General features: G+C 72.1%; 16 protein-coding genes. 7 read left to right on the plus strand and 9 right to left on the minus strand.

The features are described 5' to 3' along the window. Positions 1-41: 41 nt before the first annotated feature. From CLV67_RS25780 to CLV67_RS25795, 4 genes are all read right to left on the minus strand, one after another. The gene (locus CLV67_RS25780; RefSeq protein WP_106322753.1) at positions 42-650 is read right to left on the minus strand and encodes a DUF1345 domain-containing protein; all 609 of its coding nucleotides are present in this window, start codon (positions 648-650) and stop codon (positions 42-44) included. 107 nt (positions 651-757) lie between these two features. Continuing rightward, positions 758-1,489 carry an alpha/beta fold hydrolase gene (locus tag CLV67_RS25785; RefSeq protein WP_170153989.1) on the minus strand — a complete coding sequence of 244 codons (732 nt, stop codon included), beginning with the start codon at positions 1,487-1,489 and terminating at the stop codon, positions 758-760. 47 nt (positions 1,490-1,536) lie between these two features. Next, entirely contained in the window at positions 1,537-3,729 is a 2,193-nt protein-coding gene (locus tag CLV67_RS25790) for a hypothetical protein (RefSeq protein WP_106322757.1), read from the minus strand. 81 nt (positions 3,730-3,810) lie between these two features. After that, the gene (locus tag CLV67_RS25795) at positions 3,811-5,328 is read right to left on the minus strand and encodes a GMC family oxidoreductase (protein WP_106323186.1); all 1,518 of its coding nucleotides are present in this window, start codon (positions 5,326-5,328) and stop codon (positions 3,811-3,813) included. A gap of 105 nt (positions 5,329-5,433) precedes the next feature. Here CLV67_RS25795 and CLV67_RS25800 point away from each other — a divergent pair, with 105 nt between their 5' ends. From CLV67_RS25800 to CLV67_RS53560, 4 genes are all read left to right on the plus strand, one after another. Further along, positions 5,434-6,351 carry a helix-turn-helix domain-containing protein gene (locus tag CLV67_RS25800; protein WP_170153990.1) on the plus strand — a complete coding sequence of 306 codons (918 nt, stop codon included), beginning with the start codon at positions 5,434-5,436 and terminating at the stop codon, positions 6,349-6,351. An 85-nt stretch (positions 6,352-6,436) separates the two neighbouring features. Further along, positions 6,437-9,217, plus strand: coding sequence for an AAA family ATPase (locus CLV67_RS25805; RefSeq protein WP_106322761.1), 2,781 nt, complete (start codon positions 6,437-6,439; stop codon positions 9,215-9,217). Between the two features lie 255 nt (positions 9,218-9,472). Further along, positions 9,473-9,955: a sigma-70 family RNA polymerase sigma factor gene (locus tag CLV67_RS25810; protein WP_170153991.1), complete on the plus strand. Its 483-nt coding sequence runs from the start codon at positions 9,473-9,475 to the stop codon at positions 9,953-9,955. Positions 9,956-10,166: 211 nt separating this feature from the next. After that, the gene (locus CLV67_RS53560; RefSeq protein WP_428839489.1) at positions 10,167-10,586 is read left to right on the plus strand and encodes a MarR family winged helix-turn-helix transcriptional regulator; all 420 of its coding nucleotides are present in this window, start codon (positions 10,167-10,169) and stop codon (positions 10,584-10,586) included. A gap of 51 nt (positions 10,587-10,637) precedes the next feature. Here CLV67_RS53560 and CLV67_RS25820 read toward each other — a convergent pair whose 3' ends face one another. After that, entirely contained in the window at positions 10,638-11,171 is a 534-nt protein-coding gene (locus CLV67_RS25820; RefSeq protein ID WP_106322768.1) for a cupin domain-containing protein, read from the minus strand. A 273-nt stretch (positions 11,172-11,444) separates the two neighbouring features. Continuing rightward, entirely contained in the window at positions 11,445-13,061 is a 1,617-nt protein-coding gene (locus CLV67_RS25825; protein ID WP_106322770.1) for a protein kinase domain-containing protein, read from the minus strand. Between the two features lie 122 nt (positions 13,062-13,183). Between CLV67_RS25825 and CLV67_RS25830 the strand changes: the two genes are divergently transcribed. Together CLV67_RS25830 and CLV67_RS25835 are read left to right on the plus strand one after the other, a co-directional pair. Beyond that, positions 13,184-15,817, plus strand: a complete 2,634-nt coding sequence (locus CLV67_RS25830; RefSeq protein WP_170153992.1) for a LuxR C-terminal-related transcriptional regulator — start codon at positions 13,184-13,186, stop codon at positions 15,815-15,817. A 104-nt stretch (positions 15,818-15,921) separates the two neighbouring features. Further along, the gene (locus tag CLV67_RS25835) at positions 15,922-18,657 is read left to right on the plus strand and encodes an AAA family ATPase (RefSeq protein ID WP_170153993.1); all 2,736 of its coding nucleotides are present in this window, start codon (positions 15,922-15,924) and stop codon (positions 18,655-18,657) included. Here CLV67_RS25835 and CLV67_RS25840 read toward each other — a convergent pair. From CLV67_RS25840 to CLV67_RS25850, 3 genes are all read right to left on the minus strand, one after another. Continuing rightward, complete coding sequence (locus tag CLV67_RS25840) at positions 18,585-21,302, minus strand: ATP-binding protein (protein WP_170153994.1); 2,718 nt, start codon at positions 21,300-21,302, stop codon at positions 18,585-18,587. The genes CLV67_RS25835 and CLV67_RS25840 overlap by 73 nt on opposite strands. 64 nt (positions 21,303-21,366) lie before the next feature. Beyond that, positions 21,367-22,023 (minus strand): trimeric intracellular cation channel family protein, encoded by a 657-nt coding sequence (locus CLV67_RS25845; RefSeq protein WP_106322779.1) that lies wholly within the window; start codon positions 22,021-22,023, stop codon positions 21,367-21,369. Between the two features lie 78 nt (positions 22,024-22,101). Then, a complete protein-coding gene (locus CLV67_RS25850) occupies positions 22,102-22,800 on the minus strand; it encodes an alpha/beta fold hydrolase (RefSeq protein WP_106322781.1) in 699 nt (232 codons plus the stop codon). A 375-nt stretch (positions 22,801-23,175) separates the two neighbouring features. On the opposite strand from CLV67_RS25850, the gene CLV67_RS25855 reads away from it, so the two are divergent. Further along, the gene (locus tag CLV67_RS25855; RefSeq protein WP_106322783.1) at positions 23,176-24,408 is read left to right on the plus strand and encodes a cytochrome P450 family protein; all 1,233 of its coding nucleotides are present in this window, start codon (positions 23,176-23,178) and stop codon (positions 24,406-24,408) included. Positions 24,409-24,465: the final 57 nt, after the last annotated feature.

The raw sequence follows: 24,465 nt of genomic DNA on the forward strand, positions 1-24,465 counted from the left end.
GTAGCGGGCCGGGCATCCACTCGCACCCGGCCCGCCGATGTTCAGCCGGAGATCACGCTGACCGCGATACCGATGGTCACGGTGTTGTAGACGAAGGACAGGATCGAGTGCGAGAGGATCTGCAGGCGAATCTTCGAGGTCTGGCTCTCCACGTCGGACACTGAGAACGTCGTACCCAGGGTGAACGAGAAGTAGGTGAAGTCGACGAACGTCGGCTCGTCGGTGTTCGGGAAGGTCAGCACGGGCTCGGACGGGTTGGCGAAGTAGGTCTGGGAATACCGCTCGGCGTACCCGAAGTGCAGGATGCCCCACGCGAACATGACGGCCGGAATGCCGACGACCGAGGCAAGCCCCTTCTCGGCGTCCTCACTCAGGACGATGGACAGGCCGGCGATGATGCCGACAAGGCTCGTGAAGATGGTGAAGATCAGTCCGGCACGCCCGCCGAGGCCGTTGCTGATCCCCGCCGGGTGCCCGTGGCGCCCGCTGCGTCGCAGACGGGCGATCCGGATCGCCAGGTAGACGATCGCCAGCAGGTCCCAGACGAAGATGATGTTGCTGGTGTCATTGGCGACCACCACCAGCACACCGATGATGATGAGGGCCGCTTCGATGGTGCGGGACGCGATCAGCGCCGCCTTGCCTGCCATGGATGTTCCTTAAGAATCGACGGGATGGCTTCCAGCTACGACGGCTGCGAGGACGCACAGTTCATCGTCGGGCGCCGCGGATTCGAGCCCGCGAAGCACGTCGCGCCTCAGTCCATCTCCGACAGCCGCCTCGCGAGCTCGGCCGAGTGCTCCAGGTGAGGCAGGTGGCTACCGGGCAGCACCGTGACGACGGCCTCCGGCAGCAGGGTCGTCAACCAGTCCCGGTAGGCGGCCGGCGGTTCCGACGCGGTGATCCACCGGTACCCGGTGCCCCGCGCGGCGATCTTCCGGAGATCGGCCTCGCGGTCGGCGCGGATCTGCTCGTCGGTGCTGTGCAGGATCTCGGCCCAATAACCCAGGAGCAGGTCGGGCCGCGGATCGGTGGCGGTCTCGGCGATATGGCGCGCCTCCCCCCGCAGCCCGTCGATGCCCATCCCGGCCAGCATGCGTTCCCAGACCGCTCGCCAGTCCGGACCCCGCAGCTCCGGCTCGGCAGCGCGCACGATGTCACCGAACGGGCCGGGCAGAAGGATCTGATCCAGATTGACGACCGCCCGGGCCGGATAGCGGGCGGCGTAGACCGTGCCGATCACCGCGCCCACGGAGTGCCCCACCACGATGGGCGGCGCGGGCAGCGCAGCCGCCGTCATCCGGGCGTGCAGGACCTCGACGACCTCCTCGAGACGGTAGGAGGATCGAGCCGGGGCCTCACCGTGGCCGGGGAGATCCAGCGCGAGTAGGCAGCGGCCGGGATCCACGACCTCCAGCTCACGGCGCAGCGGCTCCCAATGCCGCCGATCGAAGGTGAGCCCATGAAGAAGAACCAGTGGAGACTTCATGCCCCACAGGCGTGACCGGACACGGAACAGATCGTTCGTGGCACCGGTCACACCTGCCAGCGCGCCGGGCCGCCGTCGGCCGGCTCGTAGCGGAAGTAGCCACCGGTGCGCAACGACGCCCGGAGGTGGGCCGCGGCCACGGGTGTGAGGGACTCGAGCCGGGCGAGCACCGCCCGGACGGCGCGCGTCGCGTTGACCCGTGCGCGTTCCGCTTCGGCGTTGTGCCGGCGGGTACGACCCGCGAGTCCGGCGGCTCGCCGTACCTCGGCCACGAGGGCCTGCCGTTCGACTGCCAGCTCCTTGGCTCGCTCGACGTCACCGGCGCGGTCCGCGGCGTCCATCTGCCCGGCCAGCTCCGCGAGCCGCGCGCGGTACGTGGCGCGGGCCGTGGCGTCGAGGAGGGGATCGGGCAGGGACGTCACGAGTCCGGTGCCGCCCGCCACCAGGTCAAGGGCGGCGATATCGTGACCGGGGCTGGCCAGCAGTGTGCGCAGATGATGCAGCCCCCGCACGTCGCGCAGCCGGGCGTGCTCGGAACCCGCGTCGATCAACCAGTCGTCGCCGTCACGCACCAGCCGCCACACCACGGCCTCCGGTGACGGCGCCGTGACGGCGCCACCGGTCACGCCGGGGACCGGCAGGCCGAGACCTCCGGCGATCGCCGCGGCCCGGGCCGTCTCCCCGCGGGCTGCGAGCGTGGCCGCCAGCCACGGCAGTGCACCGAGACGTTCCTCCAGCGCTGTCGCCCGGCCGAAATGGGCCTCGGCTGCGCCGGGACGACCCAGCCGTGCGGCGAGCCGGCCGAGGTAGTCGTCGACCGGGCCGGTGATGGTGTTCGCCCCGCCCCAGACGACGAGCCGGCCGGCGTAGGGAAGGAGCGCGCCGTAGAGGGCCTCGGCAGCCGCGGGCGCCGCGCCGAGCGACGCCACCAGAGCCAGGTCGGCCACCGCGCCGATCCAGCGGGGACCCGCGCCCGCCAGCACTGCCGGCAGCAAGCGGTCCACCTCGAGCAACGCCTCGGCGACCTGACCCGACTCGGCCAGTGCACGGGCCGCGGTCACCTCGAAGAAATGGCCGGGCAGCCGCCGGGCGAGCGCCCGCAGCGGTGCTACCTGAGCTGCCGCGTCACCGCGCAGCAACGAAAGTCTGCCCCGCAGTGACGCGGTCAGCCGCGCCGTGTCGGCCAGCCCGGCCAGCCGCCCGGCGTCGGCCACCTCGGCGGCGAGCGCCTCGGCGAGTTCGAGACGGCCCCGGACCAGCGCCAGCACCGCCTGCCGCGACAGCGTGACGACCGCGGCCTCCGGGTCGCCGTCGCGTTCCCCCGCCCGTCCGTACGCCACCAGGGCGGCCTCCGCGGCGTCCAGATCACCGAGCTCGGCGAGCGCGACGAACCTCCAGAACAGTCCACGCCGCTCCCGTCCCGCATCTGCGCCCCGGCGGGCCAGGTCGACGATCCTGGTCGCGGTGGACAGCCGTTGCCCGGCCGCGGCCGGGTCCCACACCGCGTGCAGCCGGCCGTCCAGCACCTCCGCCTGGAGCCGCGGATCCTCGCTGGCCCCGGCCAGCCGGACTGCCTCGTCGGCGAGTTCCCGCCGCCTCGCCGCGGCGGACGGGTCACCCAGCAGCTCGCCGGCCAGCCGCACCAGCACCCGGGCGCGGACGGTCGGCGGCAACGGCCGGGCGGCGTACTCCTCCAGCAACCGGATCAGCGCCATGTCGAGGGTGAGGAACTCGCCACGCGACGGCGAGGCGAGGGCCAGCTCCACCACCGCGTCCTCGCCTGCGCCGGGCGGCACGGCCGCCGCGAGATCGAGTGCAGGGCCGGGCCAGCCCGCAGTGAGCAACCAGATGGCGTGCACCGTTCCGGCCGGCCGGCCGGGGAGCAGATCAGCCAGTTCCCTCCCGGTGAACGGGGCGAGGTGGAGATGCCGGCCGGATCCGCCGGCCTCGGTCGCCGTGATCAGGACCGCCGCGCCTTCGAGTACGAGCCGATCGACATCCGCCGTGTCCACGGTCGGTCCGGGTTCCTCCAGAATGACCAGCCGCGGACCCGGCGCGTGGGCCGTCGCTGCCCGATCCACGCTCAGCCCACGTTCCCCGGCCAGGTCCGCCGCTACGGCGGCGAGCACCGTCCGGCCGGATCCGGGAGGGCCCACGACCGTCAAGCGGCCGCCCCTGCCGGCGATCGCCTCGTCCAGCAGCCGTTGTACGGCCGCGAGCTCACGACGGCGTCCGATCATGGACCGAGCGTAGGTGCCTCGCCCCGTCGCCACAGCCGTCCTCCTCCGTCGCCGCGGCCCGGGGAGCGCCCGCTCGCGGCGTCAGGAGTGGCTGGACCGAACCATGTCGGCGGCCTTCTCACCGATCATGATCGTCGCGGGATTGGTGTTGACGCTGACGATGCGGGGCATGACCGACGCGTCCACCACACGGAGCCCGTCGACGCCGTGGACCCGCAGGTCGGAACCGACCACCGCGTCGGCGTCGCCACCCATCGCGCAGGTGCCGACCGGGTGGTAATAGGTCCCGGTGCCCCAGCGCAGGTACTCGCGCAGCGCGGCATGCTGCCGGACGGTGTCTCCGGGCAGCACCTCCTTGCCCCGCCACCCGTCGAACGGCGCGGCGGCGGCGATCGTCCGGGCCACCTCGATGCCCGCGATCAGCCGCCGGGCGTCGCTCTCCTCGGCGAGGTAGTTGGGGTCGATCAGAGGTGGGACCGCGGGGTCGGCCGAGGCCAGGCGTACCGTTCCCCGCGAGTCGGGCACCGTGGCGACGCCGAACGTGAAGCTGTTCGGCGGGGCCTGCAACGCGGGCCGGTGGAACGGCACATGGATGAACATCAGTTGCAGGTCCGGACCCGGCAGGCCGGGGTCGCTGCGCCACAGCATCGACGTCTCGGCGTGGTTGGTCCGGCCCGCCGGGATCGGCTGCTCGGCCTCGAACACCAGACTCGCCAGCGGGTGGTCGTGCAGGTTGCGGCCGACTCCCGGCAGGTGCTGCGCCACCGGGATTCCCAGGCGGCCGAGCTCCGCCGCGTCACCGATGCCGGAGTGCATCAGCAGCCGGGGCGAGTCGATCGCACCGGCGCTGACCACGACCTCGTAGTCCGCGTAGGCCGACTCCGACCGGCCGTCACGCTCGAAGGTCACGCCGACACAGCGCCCTCGCTCGATGATCAGCCGGTGAGCGCGGGCTCCGGTCAGCACGGTGAGGTTCGGCCGGCCTGCCGCCGGGCGCAGGTAGGCCACTGCGGTGCTCTGCCGGATTCCGCCGGTGATGGACAGGTCGTGCCAGCCCACCCCCTCGGCGGTGGCGCCGTTGAAGTCGTCGGTCCGCGGATACCCGGCCGCCACGGCCGCATCCACGAACACCCGGGACAGCGGATTGGGGTCGGACGCGATCGCCGGGCGCATCGGGCCGCTGTCACCGCGCCATGCCGAGTCACCGGTGACCACGGTCTCCATCCGCCGGAAGTACGGCAGGACGGAGGCGAAGTCCCAGCCTTCGGCGCCGTGTTTCGCCCAGCCGTCGAAGTCGGCGGGATGGCCGCGCAGGTAGACCATGGCGTTGATGCTGCTGGAGCCGCCGAGGGTGTGCCCGCGGGGCCAGTCGTGCCGGGCGTCTCCGGTGCCGGCCTGCGGGACGGTGGTGTAGGCGTAGTCGACGGCGCTGCCCCACAGAGCGGGCCAGGCCGGCGGGGCCGCGATCTCGGGGAGCGTGTCGGCCGGTCCGGACTCGAGCAGCAGAACCCGTACGCGGGGATCCTCCGACAGTCGCGCAGCGACGACGGCGCCGGCCGACCCCGCACCGATCACGATGAAGTCATGGGTGTCTGGCATGCCGACCACGGTGTCTCGGTTCGGCAGCCGGTGATTGACAGTCTCCGCCCGGCCCTTTGACCTCCGGCGACTGAACTTCCGAGGAGCCGGCACGTCGTGCGTGACGTGAGCTCATCAGTTATCCGGGCACGGCGCCGGGCCGAGGTGGAGGACGGCGAAGCTCGTCTCGCGGATCACGCGGACCGGCCGGAGGGCACCACGCCCGGCGCGATTCTCGGGACCTTGACCGCCGTCCGGCTCAGCGGCGACACGCAGATCCTGCGCCGTACGCCGCGAGCGGGCCGACGCTCGCGCGACGGCCGCCTGAAGCTGTGCATGCAGTTCGGCGGCGTCGCGATCGTCAGCCAGGACGGTCACCGGGCGCGCATCGAGTCCGGCCGGATGGCGCTCTACGACCCGGGTCGGCCCTACGATCTGTACCTGGAGGGACGATGGTCGTGCATCGTGTTGACCTTCCCCCGTAGCGCCCTGTCGCTGCCTGACGGTGTCGTCCGGCAGGCGATGCTGCGTCCACATCCGTTCGGCGAAGGGCCGGGCGCCGTGCTGGCGGACTTCGTCGTCGCCACACTGGAGAATCGGACGTCGATCGGCACCTCGGCCGGGCGCCTGGGCGAGGCCGCGTTCCACCTCATCGCCGGCGCGCTCGACCGGACCGAGCCGGCCGACGCGGAGGCGGCGGCGGACACCCTCAGGCGGGGCATCCTGCGCTTCGCACGGGAGCACCTGTCGGATCCCGCCCTGACCCACGACGAGATCGCGGCCGCTCACCTGATGGCGCCCCGCAGCCTGCACCGTCTGTTCGAGCAGGAGCCCCACACGGTCACCGAGTACATCCGTCTGCGCCGCCTCGAGTCGGCGCACCGGGACCTGACCGATCCGCTCCTCGGCCATTTGAGCATCGCGCGGATAGCGGCTCGGTGGTGCTTCCCCAGCCAGGCTCATTTCACCCGGGCATTCCAGGCTCGGTACGGTACGTCGCCATCGATTGTTCGACGCGCCTCCGCGAGGTCTTCATCGACGTGACGACCGCACGTAACCGGTTGTTCTCCCAGCTCGTGCGGGGCCTTCCCGGCGCGGGCGCGGACCCGGGAGTGATCTACGCTGGGCCGTGGCCAATCTGTTCGGGCGCGAGGTGGAACTGGCGCGCATCGCCCGTTTTCTGGAGTCGGTGCGGCAGGGCGGGGACGTGCGGATCGTCCGCGGCGGCACCGGCATCGGCAAGTCGGCGCTGCTGATCGCCGCAGCCGACATGGCCGGCGCGGATGGGTTCCAGGTGTTGCGCGCTTCCGGTTCCCAGTTCGAGGCGGAGGTCGGCTACTCGCTGCTCAATCAGTTGCTGCTGCCGGTGTACCCCGAGATCCAGCACATGCCCCCGGCGATGCGCGACGCTCTCAACGTCGCCCTGGGCTTCGGGCCAGGCCCGGCTCCCGGCTCCCTGCTGGTCGGCAATGCCGCTCTCCTGCTGCTGACCACCATCGCCCAGCGAGCCCCCGTCCTGTTGATCCTCGACGACATGCAATGGATCGACCGGCCCAGCGCCGTGGTCATCGGCTTCATCGCCAGGCGGGTGCAGGGGTCGCCTGTCGGTGTCATCGCCGCGTCGCGCACCGGCACGGAGAGCTTCCTCGACCGGCGGGGCCTGACCGAGGCGGTGGTTCAGCCGCTGAGCCGGGAGGCCGCCACCGAGCTGGTGCAGGATCGCTTCCCCACCATGGAGCCGCGCACCCGGCAGCGCCTGCTCGACCTCGCCCAGGGCAATCCTCTGGCACTCGTCGAGCTTCCGGCCACACTGTCCGACTCCCCGGAGCATCCCGCGGAGCAGTCCGGAGTGGTGCCCCTCAGCGACCAGCTCCAGGCCGCCTTCGCCAGGCGAGTCGCCGGGCTGCCCGACTCCACCCGGCTGCTGCTCCTGCTGGCCACCTTCGAGGGCAGCGGCGACGTACGGGCGCTGCGCGACCTGACCGATCTCACCGACCTGGCAGCTGCCGAGCGGGCCGGGCTGGTGCGCGTGGACGACGTCACCGGGCTCATGTCCGTCCGCCATCCGCTGCTCCAGTCGGCGATCGTCGCGATGTCGACACACGAGGAGCGCCGGAACGCCCACCTCGTCATCGCCGCCGGCCTGCGAGACGACCCGGAGCGCCGGGCCTGGCATCTGGCCGCCGCTGCGGCCGGGCCGGACGAGTCCGTGGCGGCACAGCTCGAGGACGCCTCGCAGCGGGTGGTGCAACGGGGTGACGCTCTGGCAGCGGTCGCCGCGCTGGTCCGCGCGGCGGAGTTGAGCGTCACGGTGCAGGACCGCGCCCGGCGGCTGGCCAAGGCGGCGTACCTCGGCGCGGAGGCCGGGGGCGCCACCGACGCGACCGCTCTTCTGGCCGACGCAGGGGTGAACGGCCTGACCTCGGCCGGCTCCCTGCATGCGGCCGGCGCTGCGGCCCTGCTCATGATCAACGGTGACGGTGATGTGCACACCGCCCACCGGCTGCTCGCCGGGGCGATCGAAACCGGCGACCACGGCTGGCAAGCCGACGACCCCGCCCTCGACGAAGCGCTGCACACCCTGCTCCTGCTCTCCTGGTACGCCGGCGACGACCACCACTGGGACGTGTTCCGTCGCGCCCTGGCCCGGCTGGACCCGCGACCCAACCCGCTCCTCTCGGTGCTGAGCAGGACCCTCTCCGACCCGGTCCGTACCGGCGCGGCGACGCTACCGGAACTGGAGACGCTGCTGGCCACTCTGACCGACGAGCAGGACCTGACCCGGGTCATGCGGATCGGTACCGCCTCCGCCTACGTCGACAGGCTCGGTGACAATCGGGAACACTCCTGGCGGCTGGTCCGTCAGGGGCGGGAGGGCGGCGCGCCCCGGCGGCAGATGATCGCGCTCCTGCACCTGTGCCTGGACGACTACCTGACCGGCCGCTGGGACGAGAGCGAGAGACTGGCCGAGGAGGCCCTGAGCGTCGGCACCGCCAACGGGCTGCCGTTCTTGACCTGGCATTTCCTCTATGACAAGGCGATCATCGCGGCGGGCCGGGGACGGGCCGACGAGGCCTTCGGGCTGGCCGACGAGATCACCCACTGGGCGCTGCCTCGCGGCGTCGCCAGCGCGGCGGCCATGGCCCACCATCCCCGTGTCCTGGCGGCGATGGCCGACGGCGACTTCGAGGCCGCCTACCGGCACGCCACCGCCATCAGCCCCGCCGGCACCCTCCCGCCGTACGTCACGGTCAGCACCTGGGTGATGTTCGACCTCATCGAGGCGGCCCTCCGCACGGGCCGGACGACCGAGGCACGGACGCACGCCGAGGCCATGCGGACCGCCCGGGTCGCCGGGCTGTCCTCGCGCATGAGCCTGATACAGCACGGTGTCGACGCGCTCGTGCTGGACAGCGCGGACGCCGAGGCTCGTCTGGAGATGTCACTGCGCGACCCGGCCACGGACCGCTGGCTCTTCGAGGCGTCCCGGATCCGCCTCGCCTTCGCCGAGAGACTGCGGCGGCGCCGGAATTTCACGGCGGCCCGCGCCCACCTGACGGCGGCACGTGACGGATTCGCCGCCATGAGAGCCGAGCCGTGGCTGACCCGCACACTGTCGGAACTGCGCGCCACCGGGTACCGTCCGGCAGCCGCCGAGCGGTCGTCCGTCGCGCTGACCGCTCAGGAGCTCGAGATCGCGGGCCTGGCCGCCGGTGGCCTGACCAACAAGCAGATAGCCGACCGTCTGCACCTGTCCCATCGGACGGTCGGCGCCCATCTCTACCGGGTCTTCCCCAAGCTCGGCATCTCGTCGCGGGCGGGCCTGCGGGACGCGCTCGCGGCGGTCAGCCGGGCGACGCCACCCGGTTCCGGCACGGACGGAGCAAAGGATTCTCCGGTCCCCGACTAGCCCGAAATCAATTACGCACGTATTGTCGATTCGACATCGAATGCGGTTGTGTAATCACCGCGGAGCCCTATACACATCAGCGTAACTAGCACTTCAGTAAAATTAAACAGGCGCCCCTCTAGTCTTTTCCGCACCTAACGGAATTGCCACGGGGACGGATCTATGACTACCGCGACAAGTTTTTTCGACCGCCACACCGTATTGCGGCGGAACAGATTCGTCCCGGAGAGCCGGGAATGCCGGGCCGAATCCCGGATGCGGGAGATCCACCGCGCCAATGGCGGGGCCCTGTTGCAGTTCCTGCGCAACCTGGTGGCCTCCGGCGCCTCGCACACGGCCGAGGACCTGGTTCAGGAGACCATGCTGCGGGCCTGGCGGAACCTTGACGCCGTTCCGGTCGAGGCCGAGTCGCAGCGGCGCTGGCTGTTCACGGTCGCCCGCCGGCTGGCCATCGACGCGTACCGCAAACGCCAGTCGCGCCCCGTGGAGGTCAGCCTCGTCGACACCGAGCCGGCCGCGTCCGGTCTGGAGTCCGCCGAGACGGTGATCGCCGAGCTCACGTTGCAGCACGCCGTGGGCGGGCTCAGTGCCGCTCACCGGTCCGTGCTGCGGGAGCTGTACGTCGAGGGCCACACCCTAGACGAGACCGCGACCCGGCTCGGTGTTCCCGTCGGCACCGTCAAGTCCCGGGCCCACTACGCCACGCGGCAACTGCGTGACGCACTGATGGGCGCGTGAGCCATCCGCACCCCGACGTCCGCCGGGCCCGGCCCCGGCTTGCCGACGGACAGACGACTCAGCACGATGACAGAGCCGAGGACGGAACCGATGGATCAGCATTCTTCAGGCCAGGCCGGCGTCGCGGTGCTGTCGGTTCCGGAGGAACAGTTTCTTCGACACCTTTCTCGGCGCCGCTGCGGCGGTACGGCGAAAGATCAACGCCGACCTGCTGGAGGAGTACAACATCACGCTCAGCGACTATCAGACACTGAGGCATCTGGCCGAGGCGCCGCGCCGCCGCATGCGCCTGCTGGACCTCGCCGACGCACGCCTACTGTCCCGTAGCCGGATCAGCCGGATGGTTCACAGCTTCGAGAAACGCGGGTTCATCGAGCGCGAACGCGCCGAGGACGACCGTCGCGGCTGGTATGCGATCCTCACCCCGGCCGGGCAGGACTGGTGGGAGCGCTGCCAGTCGGCGTACGCGTCGAACGTGCACCGGCATGCCCTGAAGCTGCTCGGTCCGGACACCATCCGAGTCGTCACGGCGGCGGCCCGGCAACTCGTCTCGGCGGACGCCGCGGACCGGCCGGAGCCGGTCCTGAAGGGTGCCGGTCTCCACGAGCATCCCTGGAGCGGCGGGCGGTGAACCGGCGGCGGTCGGCGGACGATGATCAGTCCGCCGGCCGCCGTCGCCGGCTCAGGCCCAGTCGTCGGAACGCGGAAGGGGGATCACCTTGTGCGGATCCATCGACGCGGCCATCGACGCGATCTGCTCGGGCGTCCACGGCGCCGGCATCCTGCCCGACGGGTCGGGGTCGTCGCCGTAGTCGAGGAAGAACTGCTCGGGTCCCGCCGGAGTGTAGAAGACCATCAGTGTCGCGGTCTCGGCGGTCAAATTCTTGAAGGCGTGGCGTGTCCCGCGGGGGATGTAGACGAAGTCGCCCGGACCGGCGTCGAAAGTCTCCGAGCCGTTGATGAAACGGAACTCGCCGGACCTGATGTAGAACGCCTCGTCCTCGTCGCCGTGCGCGTGGGCGATGTTGCCGAATCCCGGAGCCACGTACATCTCGAGCAATGACAGCCGGCCACCGGTCCGGTCACCGCCGACCTTGACGCGGGCCTGCTCCGCACCGCCGTTGAGCAGCTTCAGCGGCCCCTCGCCCCGGCGCACCAGGAATCCGTTCGCCGCGGTCCAGACGGGGTCGTTCGTGTCGGGCAGCTGCAGATCCATTCGATTACCGCCTCATCGCTTTCTCCGGAAGGCCACAAACGGGCCGGTCAGCCGTTGTCGGCTGATTAAGAACAAAGCTAATCCAGGCCCCCACCGGGCTCAACGTGAGCAGGGGCACCTGAATTCAGCGGGACCACAATGAATTACCGCACCCTCCGTACGTCACACACTGGACCTTTTTCGACCTGGCATTTGACCGGAGCTCCCAGGTCGCCCGCCTGCACCGCGTTGCTGGGCCCTCGCCACGTTGAAAAGGTTCATTCTCAGCGACCTCTAAGACGACAACGTAATGGTGTCGATGTCCGAGGCCTTCGGCCCGGCGAAGGCGATGAACAGAGGACCGGAGGCGGCGCCGCCGAGGTCGGCCGTCACGGTCGCGAAAGCGGTGAAGTCCGCTGTACCGGCCAGCGTCACCCTCGCCAGCACCCGGCCCGTCCCGGAGTCGCTGCGGATCTCGACGACCGTGTCACCGCCGCCCGCGGTGTACCGCAGAGTCACCTTGCGCACGCCGGCCAGCGACCGGTTGCGGTATCCGACCCAGTCCCCGGTGTCGGTCTTGCCCACCACCCGGCCTCCGCTGGCACCCGCGGGGAAGGAGTCCTCCGTCCCTCTGTTGTCCGTGTACGACTCGGCCTCGAAGGTGAACCGGACAGCGGGCGGCCGGCTCGTGGTCGTCCGGGTCGTGGCGGCGCTCCGGCTCGGGGTGGGCCGCCCGCGGACCGGCCGGGAGGACGCCGGAGCGGGGGTGGCCGAGGGACGGGCCACCACCCCGGTTCGCGAGGGCGCGGCGCTGGGCGGCCGAGGCTCCGCCGGCAGGGACCGGCCGGACATCGACTGCGCCTCGGCGTCCGGCCGGTCCCTGCCTGCGGCGATCGCGGCGGCGGCCGCCACCACGAGGACGGTGACGCCGGCGATCAGTGCGGCGACGGTGCCGCGCCGCCACCGCGACGACCGGGCCGGCACTGCCGGCAGCGCCACCACCGGCACCGCGACGGGCGGCTCCGGCGCCTGGCCCGGCGGCTCCGGGTCCGGCTCGGAGAGCACGTAACGGAGCAACTCGGTGACCTCCTCGGTGGTGATCCGCACAGCCGGATCCCTCTCGAGCAACGCCTCCAGGACGGGCTCCAGGATTCCGGCTCTCGTCGGCGGCGCGGGCGGGTCGACCATCAGCGCGGCCAGTGTCGCCATGGGCGAGGATCGCTCGTACGGCGGGTGCCCCTCGACGGCCGTGTAGAGCGTCGCTCCCAGAGACCAGAGGTCGGCCGCTGCAGTGGCCGGCTGGTCGAGAGCCCGTTCCGGCGCCAGATAGGACGGGGACCCGAGCATCACGCCGGCACGGGTCATCATCGAGTCGCCGGTGGAGGTCGCGAGCCCGAAGTCGGTCAGCACCACCCGGCCGTCCCAGCCGAGCAGCACGTTCGCGGGTTTCACGTCCCGATGCAGCACGCCCGCACGATGAGCGGCCGCGAGCGCGTCCACCAGGTCGAGACCCAGCCGTGCGGCTCGCCGGGGATCGAGCGGCCCCCGGTCCCGGACCTCGTCGAACAGCGAGCGTGCGCGTACCAGCTCCATGACGATCCAGGGCGATCCCCCGTGCTCGACGACGTCGAAGATCTGCACGACGTGGGCGTGGTCGATGCGGGCGATGGCCCGTGCCTCCCGGATGGCCCGCTCGCGCAGGTCGCCCAGCTCGGCTGCGCTCAGTCCCACCGGAGCGATCTCCTTGGCGGCGACGGCCCGGTCGAGCAGCTCGTCGTACGCCTCCCACACCCTGCCCATGCCGCCGTCACCCAGCAGATCGACCAGCCGGTAGCGACCGGCGACAAGGCCGGCCGGTCGTTCGGGCCGGGAGGTATCGCCGCCGTCGGAAGGCGTGCTGCTGCCGCTCATCTCGTCCCTTCGAGAGCACCGTTCGAACACCTGGACGGATCAACGGGCACATAGTTCAATCGCGGCTGCGGCAAATGGGCGCCACCGGGCCGTCAGGACCGGTCGTGGGCTATTTTTCTGCGATGGGAGCGACGGGCGATGACGAGCTCATCGGCCGGGAGTGGGAACGTGCACGGCTGACCGGGCTGGTCGAGGACCTGCCCACCGGCGGTGGCTCGCTCGCGCTGCGCGGCGGGCCCGGCGTCGGCAGGTCGGCCCTGCTGTCCTGGCTGTCCGGCACGGCGCGGACCATCGGCGTACGTGTCCTGACGGTCACCGCGACCCCGAGCGACGCCGAGGTGCCGTACGCCGGTCTGCGCCGCCTTCTCCCCCGCACAGACGTGGTGACCGACGGAGGAGCGCCTCCGGCCCGCGTGGCGATGCGGGCCCTTGAACTGGTCGCCGAGCTGGCCGACCGGTCGCCGTTGCTGCTCACGGTCGACGACGCGCACCAGCTCGACCCGCCGAGCTGGACGGTTCTGACGTTCGTCGCCCGCCGGCTCACCCCTCATCCCGCGATGATCGTGTTCGCCCTGCGGGAAGGCGCCGCCACGACGGACCGGTTGTCCGGCTCGGGCCTGCCCGGCATGACCGTCGAGCCGTTCGGCCCGGCACAGGCCGCGCTCCTGCTCGACCGGCACGCCCCCGGCCTGCGGCCCGGGCTGCGGGACCGCGTGCTGTCCCTGGCCGAGGGCAATCCCCTCGGCCTCGTCGAGCTGGCAGCCGGGATCGGGACGGCGCAGCCGCCACCCGGCGACGATCTGCCGCTCACCCCTCGTCTCGAACAGGCTTTCACCGCGGATGCCGCCGGTCTCCCGGCCACCGTCCGGACCCTGCTGCAGATCGCCGCGCTCGACGACCGGTCGAGCGTGGACGAGGTCGTTGCCGCAGCCCGCCTGCTGGACCCGCGGGTGGGCCCGGAGGATCTGAGGGCGGCCGAGGACGCGCGGATGATCCGCGTGGACGAACCGTTCGCGCTGCGCTTCCGGCACCCTCTGGCGTCGGTGGCGATGCGGCACGCCATGGGCGAGACCCGTCGCCGCGCGATGCACCGGGCCCTGGCGGACGTTCTGGCCGCGCAGCCCGAACGGCAGCTCCGGCACCGGGCGTGCGCCGCTGTGGATCCGGACGAGCCGCTCGCCGCCCAGCTCGCCGAGGCCGCCGGTGAGGCCCGCAGGCGCGGTGCGATGACCTCGGCCGCGCGGGCGTACGAACGGGCGGCGCAACTGAGCCCGGACCGGAGCAGGCGCACGGACCGCATGCTGCGGGCCGCCGCCGACGCCTACGACGCGGGAGACCCCGGCACCGCGGCACGCCTCCTCGACGCCCTCCCCCACCGTCTGGCCGCCTCCGCACGGATCCGCCGGGACCATCTGAGGGCTGCGCTGCGCGACGAGCGCTGGTCCGGGACCGAGCGCCTACTCGACCATCTCGGGACGGCCATTGCCGTACGGCACCAGGGCGAAGCCGGGCCGGTCCTGCACGGTCTCGATCTCCGCGCCCTCGAGTTCTTCTTCGCCGGCCCCGGCCGTGACGCGGTGGTGGCCGCGGCCCGCGGGTTGTCGGGCGGCCTCACCGAGTCACAGGCGCTGTGCGTGCTGTCGCTGTCCGACCCGGTCGGCCGATGCGCGGAGGTGTTACCGCAGATCCGCCGGCATGCCCGCGACCTCATCGGCTCGCCCGGGGAACTGCATCTCGTCGCCCTGGCCGGCCTGGGCGTCGGCGCGATGCCCGAGACGGTCCGGCTGTCGGCCACCACCACCGGCAGGCTCCGGGGACAGGGTGCCCGCGGCCTGCTCGCCCGGAGCCTGGCCGTGCAGGCCACCGCGGCGGCACAGGCGGGCAACGTGCTGCTCGCCGGCAAGCGCGCGGCCGAGGCGGGCCGGCTCAGCGCCGAGACCTCCCAGCCGCTCTGGTTGCTCACCGCCGACATGGCGGGTGCCCGCGCGGCGGCGTTGCACGGCGATGCCGCCACGGCGCTGTCCGTGGTCGCGCGGTCGCCGAACCCACCGGCGCTGGCACGCCTGGTCCGGGGCACGGTCGCCGCCGCCGAGGATCGTCCCGAGAGCGCCTGTGACGAGCTGGCGCCACTGTTCGACCCGGCCGCGTCCTCGTTCCACCCGCAGATCCGCTTCTGGGCACTGGCCACCTTCGCCGAGGCGGCGTTCTCCTGCGGACGTACGAGGCAACTGCGGGAGGTACTGCGGCAGCTCGAACCGGCGCGGACCGCCGGACTGCCCGTGCTCGACGTCGCACTGGCCTACGCCGACGCGGTCCTCGCCGACACCGGGGACACCTACGCCGAGGCGCTGGCCCGTCCCGATCTGCCGGCGTGGCCGTTCGAGCTGGGCCGGCTGCAACTGGCGCACGGCGGCTGGTTGCGCCGGCAGCGGCAGGGCGGGGACGCCCGGCGGCAGCTCCGGGCGGCGGCCCAGACATTCACCACGCTCGGCGCCCTCCCGTGGGCGGTGCGAGCGGCCACCGAGCTACGCGCCGCCGGAGAGCGGGTCAGCCCCGATCCGGACTTCCGCCGACTGCTCACGCCGCGCGAGCAACAGATCGCCGAGCTGGCCGCCGACGGACTGAGCAACCGGGAGATCGCCGCCCGGCTGCTGCTGTCGCCGCGCTCGGTCGACAGCCACCTGTCCCGCGCGTACCGCAAGGCCGGGGTGTCGTCGCGGGCCGAACTCGCCCGGCTGATCCTCACCACCGGCTGATCGTCGCGGCGGCTCCGCCGGTGGTTTGCGGGAAATTACCGATGGCACCGACAGCCGCGCCCGGAAGCATCGTCATCGACGGCATACGGGACCGAGGTGGAGACATGACGCTGTTCGGCCGGGGGGCGGACCAGCAGGCACTACGGCTTTTCGCCGAGCGGGCCGAGCGTGCCGGCGGCGCACTGATGCTGACCGGCAAGCCCGGAAGCGGACGGACGACGCTGCTCGGCGATCTGGCCGATCACCGGGCCGCCGCCGGCGTACGGGTGATCCGCAGTGCCAGTGCACCCGGAGGTGTGCTCAGCGACCACGCCGACCTCGACCGCCTGATCGCGCCGCTGTACGAGAATCTGGCCGCCCTTCCGGCTCACCTGCGCGAGTCGCTGTCGGTCGCGGTGGGGCTCGATGCGGGCCTACAGCCCAGCGCGCTGAGCGTCGGCACCGCGGTCACCGTGCTCCTGCGGCACGCCGCCCGGATCCATCCGCTCCTGATCGTCGTGGACGACCTCCAGTACTGGGACCCGGCCAGCCGCGCCCTCCTCGGGTACGCCTGCCGCCGGCTCGGCCACAGCCGGGTGGGCCTGGTGGTCACACTGCCCGCAGCCCACCGGCACGATCCCGAACTGGCCGGGATCCCGGTCCACAATCTGGAACCGTTGGGCACCGACGCCGCCGAGGCGATGCTGCGGGCGACGGCCGGGGACCTCGCCGCCGGGGTACGCCGACGTGTGCTGGCCGCCGCCGCGGGCAATCCCCTGGCCCTGGCCGAGCTGCCCCGCGCGCTGTCGGACGGCCGGCGGACCGGACGTGAGGCGCTACCACCGGTCCTGCCCGTCACCCCCGCGCTCACCACCGCGTACGCCCCGGTCGTGGGGTCCCTTCCGCCCGGCGCCCGGCACCTGCTGCTCATCGCCGCCCTGGAGGAGACCGCGGACCTGGTGGCCCTCGGCCGGATGGCCGGTGAGGACGGCAGCCTGGCCGAGCTGACCGCTGCCGAGCGGGCGGGCCTGATCCGCGTCGACGACGCGGGGCGGTTGTCGTTCAGCAGCCCGCTGATTCCCCTGACGGTCGCCGCCGCCGCGGGCGCCGTCGAACTGCGCCGCGCCCATCACGCCCTGGCCGGGGCACTGGCCGACCGCGATCCGGCCCGCGCCCTCATACACCTGGCCCGGACCGCGGTCCACCGGGACGAGGCCCTCGCCGGCCGGCTCGCCGAGGCCGCCGGCCGGAGCCTGACCGGTGGAGACCCGGACCGGGCGGCCGACCTGTGGATGCTGGCCGCCGACCTCGTCCCCGAAGCGGAGGCCGGGCGGTCCCACCGGCACGCCGTCGCCGTGGTGCGGGCTACCGCGCTCGCCGATCCGGACGGCGCCCGGGAGCTGATCGGCGCAGCACCGGATTCCGGACGATCGGCGCCGGCCTCGGCGATCGTCGACGTCCACTGCGCCCTGCGTGACGGCGCCGGCCTGGCGGACGCCCACGAGCGGCTCCTCGCCACGATGCGGGAACACCACGAGGACGGATGGCTGCTCGCCGAAGCAGCTCGGACCGCGTCGCTGTCCGCGTGGCGTCTCGGCCGGAGTCCGGGTGACGTGGGCGCCCGGCCCGGCCCGCCGGAGCTGTTGTCCGGTGCGTTCGCCCCGGCGACCCCCGGCGGGAACAACCGCCGTCAGGAGCTCGATCGGGTGCTGCGGCGGATACACGAGGGCCACGATTTCGGGGTCGCCGCGCAGGCGTCGCTCGGCCTGGCGTACCTCGACCGGCTCGGCGAGAACCGCGACGTGCTGAAGCGCGTGACCGACGCCGGGAGTTCCGGCCGGGCCGTCGGCTCGGCGCTTCCGGTCATCGCGAGCTGGTGCCTCGCCGCCTGGCCGACCGGACGGTGGGACCGGATCGGTGAGCTGGCCGCCGAGTACAGCCGCCTCGCGGCACGGCACGATGCCACCGATTTCCTGTCGCCGCTACCGCGGCTCGCCACCGGGTTGCTGGCCGCCGCTCGGGGCGACCGGCTCGCCGCCGTCACGGCCGCCGACTGGCTGGCCCGGCACGGCGACCAGGCGAGGGAGGACGTCGGCCGGTCGCTCTCCCATCACGTGTCCGGGCTTCTGGCTCTCGCGGAGGGCGACTTCGAGCGGGCGTACGACCATCTGGCGCACCTCGGCTCCGGAGCTCCCACGGCACACCTGGCATGGGCCGCCCTCGATGTGATCGAGGCGGCCCGGCACAGCGGGAACCTCGACCGGGCCCGCGCCTGTGCCGACGCACTGAGCCGGCTGCCCGCGGCACAGCTCTCGGAACGGATGGCCTGGCTCGTCCGGGCGGGCCACGCCGTCATCGCCGAACCGCACACCGCCGGTCCCCTGTTCGCGGCGGTGGTCGAGGCTCCCGCCGCCAAGCGGTGGCCCTTCGATCTGGCCCGGATGCACCTCGCCTACAGCGATCACCTGAATTCCCGGCGGGAGGCCCACGAGGCCCGTTTCCACCTGCGCCAGGCCGCACGGATCTTCCAGTGTCTCGGTGTGCCGGCCTGGCACGGCCGTGTCCAGCCGGCTCCGGAAACCCTCGGTCGCACCGCAGCGGTGAACCGCCCGGCCGGACCCGTTCCCACCGGGCAGCGGACGGCGCGGATCGCCCGCTCCGGCTCGCCCCACCTGAATCGGGGTCTTCAGCCTCTCGCCGTCATCCCGGGATCGCCGTATGCCGCGCCGCGGCCCGGCTCCACGGCGGGCCCGAGGGCCGACGACGCCCCGGACCCGTCCCGAGCACATCACCGGCCGCCGAGCAGGACCTTCGTCAGCTCGGCCCGCGATGACACCCCGATCTTGCGGAAGGCTCGGTAGAGGTGACTGTCGACGGTCCGCGTCGACAGGAACAGGCGGCCGGCGATCTCCCTGTTGCTCAGCCCGTCGGTGACGAGCATGGTGATCTGCAGCTCCTGCGGGGTGAGCGACTGCCGTACGTCCGGCTGCCTCTCGACGCGCTCGCCGGTGGCCCGCAGCTCCGCGTCGGCGCGCTGGGCCCACGGGACGGCCCCGAGCACGGTGAACCCCTCGCCGGCGGCCCGCAACTGCGTCCGGGCGTCACTCACCCGCCGTTGCCGGCGCAGCCATACGCCGTACGCGAACCGCAGGCGGGCCTGCTCGAACGGCCACTGTGACAGGTCGTCGAACGCCAGCGCGCAGAGGAAGCCCTCGTCCGTCTCGGCCAGCACCGCCCGCGCGTGGTTGACCCCCACCGCCAGCACCGGGATGCCGTGATCGGCGTACACGTCCAGATCGCTGAGCAGGTCGCGCAAAGCCTCCTGCCGACCGCCGTACACCGCGGCCTCGACGATGGAGGGAACCGCCCAGAATCGCAGTGCCACGTGATACGGGACCGCCGTCGGATCGAAGATCGCCGCGAGCTCGTCATAGGCGAGTTCCGGCTTCCCCGCTGCCAGCGCCGCCGTACCCCGCAACAGCTGAACGTGGGCGAGCATCGGATGGGCTCCGATCGGCAACAGCACCCGCTCGACCGCGGCCGCGATCTCCAGGGCCCTCTCCACCTCACCCTGCAGGGCCAGGGCCCGGCCCAGCATGAGGTCGGCGGTGAGCACCCATCGGCTCCGGCCCAGCTCCACGTTGAGGCGCCGCCCCTCGGTGGCATGTGTCAGCGCGGCGAGCGCGTTACCCATCTGCGCCGTTGTGGTCGCGTAGTGCACGAGCGCCTCGGCGACGGCCCCGACCATGCCCTGGCGGCGCATCACCTCGAGAACCCGGGCGTTGAGCGTCAGGCTCTCCGGCAACGCCCCGACAGCAGTGGCCGCCTGCGGGACCTCGATCGTCGTGTTGGAGTCCAGGAAGCCGGGATCGGCGAGATAGCGCCGCACGACCGGCAGCACGGCGGCACACTGCTCGACCGGCGCGACGCTGGCCCGGATGGCGATGATCTCCTTCTCGTTCTCCGGTCGTGCCAGCCGGCCGGTCAGCTCCATGACACGGTCGATCAGGTCGGGGCCGGGGTTGGAGAAGTACAGTCGCAGGCTGAAGGCGACGAGGAACTCGACGGCGAAGGTGGACTCACCCAGGCGGGCCAGAGAATCGAGAGCGTCCAGCAGACGGACCAGATGATCGTCGCCGACCCAGGCCTGACCGTCGACGGCCACCCGCATGTTGGCCACGATCGTCTGCTCCTCCGGGGGCAGCGATCGTTGGCTGAGAGCTTCGAGCACGCGAACGTTGGTGGCCGGATCGCCCTCCTCGATGCCGATCCGCGCGGCCGTCATCATCGCCTGCACCTGGGTCCGCGGGTCGGAGGAGAGCCTGGCCACCCGCTCGAACGCCTGCACCGCGAAGGTGAGCGCACCCCGCTGCTGCGCGTCCCGGCCGACCGCCGCCAGCTCGGCGGCCAGCTGATCATCAGGTCCGGACGCGGCCTCGGCGCGATGCCAGAGACCGCGCCGGTCCGTGGGGACGATGACCTGCCCGAGGGCTGCGTGCACCTCTCGCCGGCGAAGCGCACCGGCCGCCTGCCGGACGGCCGACCGCACCAGCGGATGCCGGAACACGACCCTGCCCTCGTGGATCCGGACGATGTCCTCGGCCACCGCCACCTGCACGTCGCTGTCGTCCAGGCCGGGATGGAGCAGCCGCGCCGCCCGCCGGATCTCCTCCTCGTCGGGGCCGTCGTCCACCGCTGCCACCCGGACGAAGGTCCGCGCTCCGGCCGGCAGCTCCTCGACCGTACGAGCGAACGCCCGCTCCAGTCGCTCGGTGAGCGGGAGGCGGCCCGCGACCGGGCGTGACCGCTGGACGCCGGTGGCCAGCTCGATGAGGCCGAGGGGATTCCCGGCCGCTTCGGCCAGCACCAGCCGGCGCAGGTCGGGTCGCAGATCGGGCGCCCGGCGGTCGAGCAGCTCCGCGGCGGCGCCTGCCGGCAACGGCTCCAGAACGGTCTGCGGCAGGTCCGTCTCCGCCAGGCGGGCGGTCGTACGTGTCCCGTCGCGCATCGACAGCAGGATCAGCACCGGGTCGTCGGAGACCCGGCGGCTCGCCAGCATCAGGGCGTTCCAGCTGGCGAGGTCCAGCCACTGGGCGTCGTCGACGACGATCAGCAGCGGTCCGTCCGCGGTCAGCGCGGCGACGAGGTCGAGAAGGGCCTGTGCGACGAGGGCCGTCGGCTCCTCGGCAGCCACGGCCTGCCGCAGGCGCCCGGTCTCCGGCCGGGACTCACCGCGCCGCAGTTGCCCGGCGAGCAGGTGCAGGCCGGCGTACGGAAGGCCGAACTCGTCCTCGACCGCCGTGGTCGACAGGACGGCCACCCCGTGCTCCACCGCCCGCCCGGTGACCCACCTGAGCAGGGCCGACTTCCCCACGCCGGGCGTGCCGCGCAGAACCAGGCAACGGCCGCCGTCCGGCAGCGACCGCAGCACCTCGTCGAGCTCCCCCCGTTCCCGGTCGCGTCCGACGATCTCCGCGGATGAGGCATCTCCTGCTGTGGCGCCCATGGTGTGAAGGTAGACGAGCACCCGGAGCCTGGCCTGGCGCCTCCTCCATGGCGTCATGGCGAGCCTACGTTTCGATCCGGCGCCGGCCACCCACCGCACGCTGCTCGGGGAACCTCCAGCCGAAGCGGACCGCGGCCAGTCGCAGGAACGTGGTCACCGCCACGCAGACCAGCCCCGCAATCGGGATCGGCACGCCGAACCGGGCGAGCAGCACGAGCGCCCCCGCGCCGGCGCCGGCGGCGACGGCATAGAGGCTGCCGACACGCAGGAACGAGATCGGCAGGTTCAGGATGACGTCGCGGAGCATCCCACCGCCGATCGCACCGATGACGCCGACGACCAGTGCCCCGGCCGGACCGACGCCGAGGGACAGCGCTTTCGAGGCGCCGATCGCGCCGAACAGGCCCATCACGAGCGCGTCGAGCACGCTGATCAGCCATGTCACCCGGGCGAACACCGGCTGCAGCATCATGCCCAGGACAGCCGACGCGCCGGCCACCAGCAGGTACCAGTTCATCCAGATCACGACGGGACGCTGGTCGAGCACGATGTCGCGCAGCAGGCTGCCCCCGAGCGCGGTGGCGAGGCCGATCACGGTGACACCGAGCACGTCGATGCGCCGATGCTTCTCCCCTGCCGCGAACAGTGCCCCCTGCAGGCCGCCCAGCCCCGCGGCGAGCAACTGGATCCACAACGGCGCCTGAAACGGCACGACGGACATGCGCTCACCCCTCCGGCAGGGTCTCCGGCCGGCTCGCGAGGCGTGCGAGCCGGCCAGGACGAACGGTTGGCGGGCGGCTCAGCCGGCGTTCCGCGCGGCGGTCATGATGACGTCGGAGACGACTCCGGGCTGCGTGAGGAACAGCGCGTGGCTGGCCGCGACGTTGGTGATCTCGGCGCCGCTGCGCTTGGCCATGTGCTGCAGCATCGCCTGGTCGAACGCCTTGTCGTCGGTCGCGATGACGGCCCAGGTGGGCTTGTCGCGCCAAGCGGCGTTCTTCACCGCCACCGCGAACGCGGACATGTTGATGGGCACCTGCGAGTCGCGCATGAAGGCGGCATCGGCGTCACTGGTGTCGGCGGCGAAGCCGGCCTTGAACTTCTCGCCGTTGATGTAGCCGAAGCCGTCGTCGCCGACGTCGATGACGAAGTCAGGCGTGGGCGCGAATCCCTCGTACTGCTGCGCGGTGGTTTCTCCCGCGTCGGGGGCGAGCGCCGAGACGTAGACCAGACCGGCCACCTTGGGGTGGATCCCGGCCTCGGTGATGACGGTGCCGCCCCAGGAATGGCCGACCAGGATCGCCGGGCCGTCCTGAAGGTCGAGGACCCGGGTGGTCGCGGCGACGTCGTCCTCCAGCGAGGTGAGCGGGTTCTGCACGATCGTGACCCGGTAGCCGCGGGAGGTGAGGACGTCGTAGACGCCGCGCCAGCCGGAACCGTCGGCGAACGCGCCGTGGACCAGCACGACGTTCTTGATCTCTTGACCGGTGATGCCCATGGGGCTCGTCCCTTCGTCGCCGCGCCGGTGGTGCCCGGCACGAACTCGGTGAGTGGGGTGGTCGGTGACACCGGCTCGAACCGTCTTCGGCCGGCCGGCGTCCGGGCCGACTCCAGACTGGCGTCCCGGGACGCGGCGAGAATCAGTCATTCGTCTGCGGGCCCGGCCGGATGCGTGTCCCGGTGAGCAGGTCGCGATAGCCGGTGGAGATCAGCCACCCGACGCGCGGCGGGTACGGCGCCTAGGTCATTTGACGGATGGAGCCGTACCCCGCCGGTGCGTGGTGACGAGGCACTCCTCGCTGAACTCGCCGGCGATCTCCACGTTCGACGTGGTGGAAACGTGCACGCCCACCGATCGAGGAGAGACGTCACCATGGAGAGCACAGAGGTGGAGACCGCGTCGCGCCGGCCGGTCGCCGCCATCACGCCCGAGTTCAAGGCGGACGCACCCGCCACCCTCGCGCGGTTGCGGGCGGGTGGGCCGGTCCGGCGCATACTCCTGGGCAGTGGGCTCGAAGCCTGGGCGGTGCTGTCCTACGCCGAGGGCCGGGCTGCGCTCACCCACCCTCATCTGTTGAAGAACCCCGAGCCCGCCTTGCAGGCGCTGGAGGCCGCCGGCTTCACCTCGCACCTGGTCGGTGAAGGCTTCGGAGGCTCCATGCTGTTCACCGACCCGCCGGACCACACCCGGCTGCGCAGGCTCGTGGCGCCGGTGTTCAGTGGCCGCCGTACCAGCCTGCTCGCCGACCGCATTCAGGCGATCGCCGACGAACTCCTGGAGGCTATGGCGTCACGGGACGAGGTGGACCTGATGGAGGCGTACTGCGCGCCCCTGCCGATGACGGTCATCTGCGAGCTGCTGGGTGTCGCCGCCGAGGATCGTGCCGACTTCCGCGACTGGTCGCAGTCCCTCATCAGTCTCCCGTCGCCGGAGCAGCGGGAGAAGGGCCTGCGCTTCCACCGCTACCTGGCCGAGCTCGTCGAACGTAAGCGGGCCGCGCCGTCGGACGATCTGCTGTCCGACCTGATCAGCCAGCACACCCGGGAGGACGGGCGGCTCTCGCACGCCGAGTTGATCGCCATGGCCGTACTCCTCGTCGTCGCCGGTCACGACACCACGGTAAACCTGCTGGGAACCGCCATGACGGCGCTGTTCAAGCAGCCGGCGCAGGCGGATCTACTGCGTTCCCGGCCGGACCTGATCGCCGGCGCCGTCGAGGAGTTCCTCCGATTCGACTCCTCGGTAGAACAGTCCACCTTCCGCTTCGCGGCAGAGGATCTCGAGCTCGGCGGCGTACGGATCCAACGCGGCGATCTGGTCGTCGTCTACCTGGGCGAGGCGAGCCGGGACGCGCCGCAGGACGACGACGGTGACCCCGCGAAGCTCGATGTCACCCGGCCCCAAGCGAGGCATCTCGCGTTCGGCCATGGCATCCACCACTGCGTCGGGGCGCCGCTGGCCCGGATGGAGGCGAAGATCGCCATCGGCTCGCTGCTACGACGGTTCCCGGCACTGCGCCCGGCGGTTCCCCTCGCCGAGGTGCCGTGGATCCCGAGCGGAATGATGCGCGGTCCGGTACGCCTGCCGGTCCGCCTGCACGACTGAGACGGTGACGGACGTCGGGAAGGACCCGTCTCGCCGAGGCGGGCCTTCTTGACAAGT

It is taken from the genome of Actinoplanes italicus (genome assembly GCF_003001815.1).
GTDB classification, from domain to species: Bacteria; Actinomycetota; Actinomycetes; order Mycobacteriales; family Micromonosporaceae; genus Actinoplanes; species Actinoplanes italicus.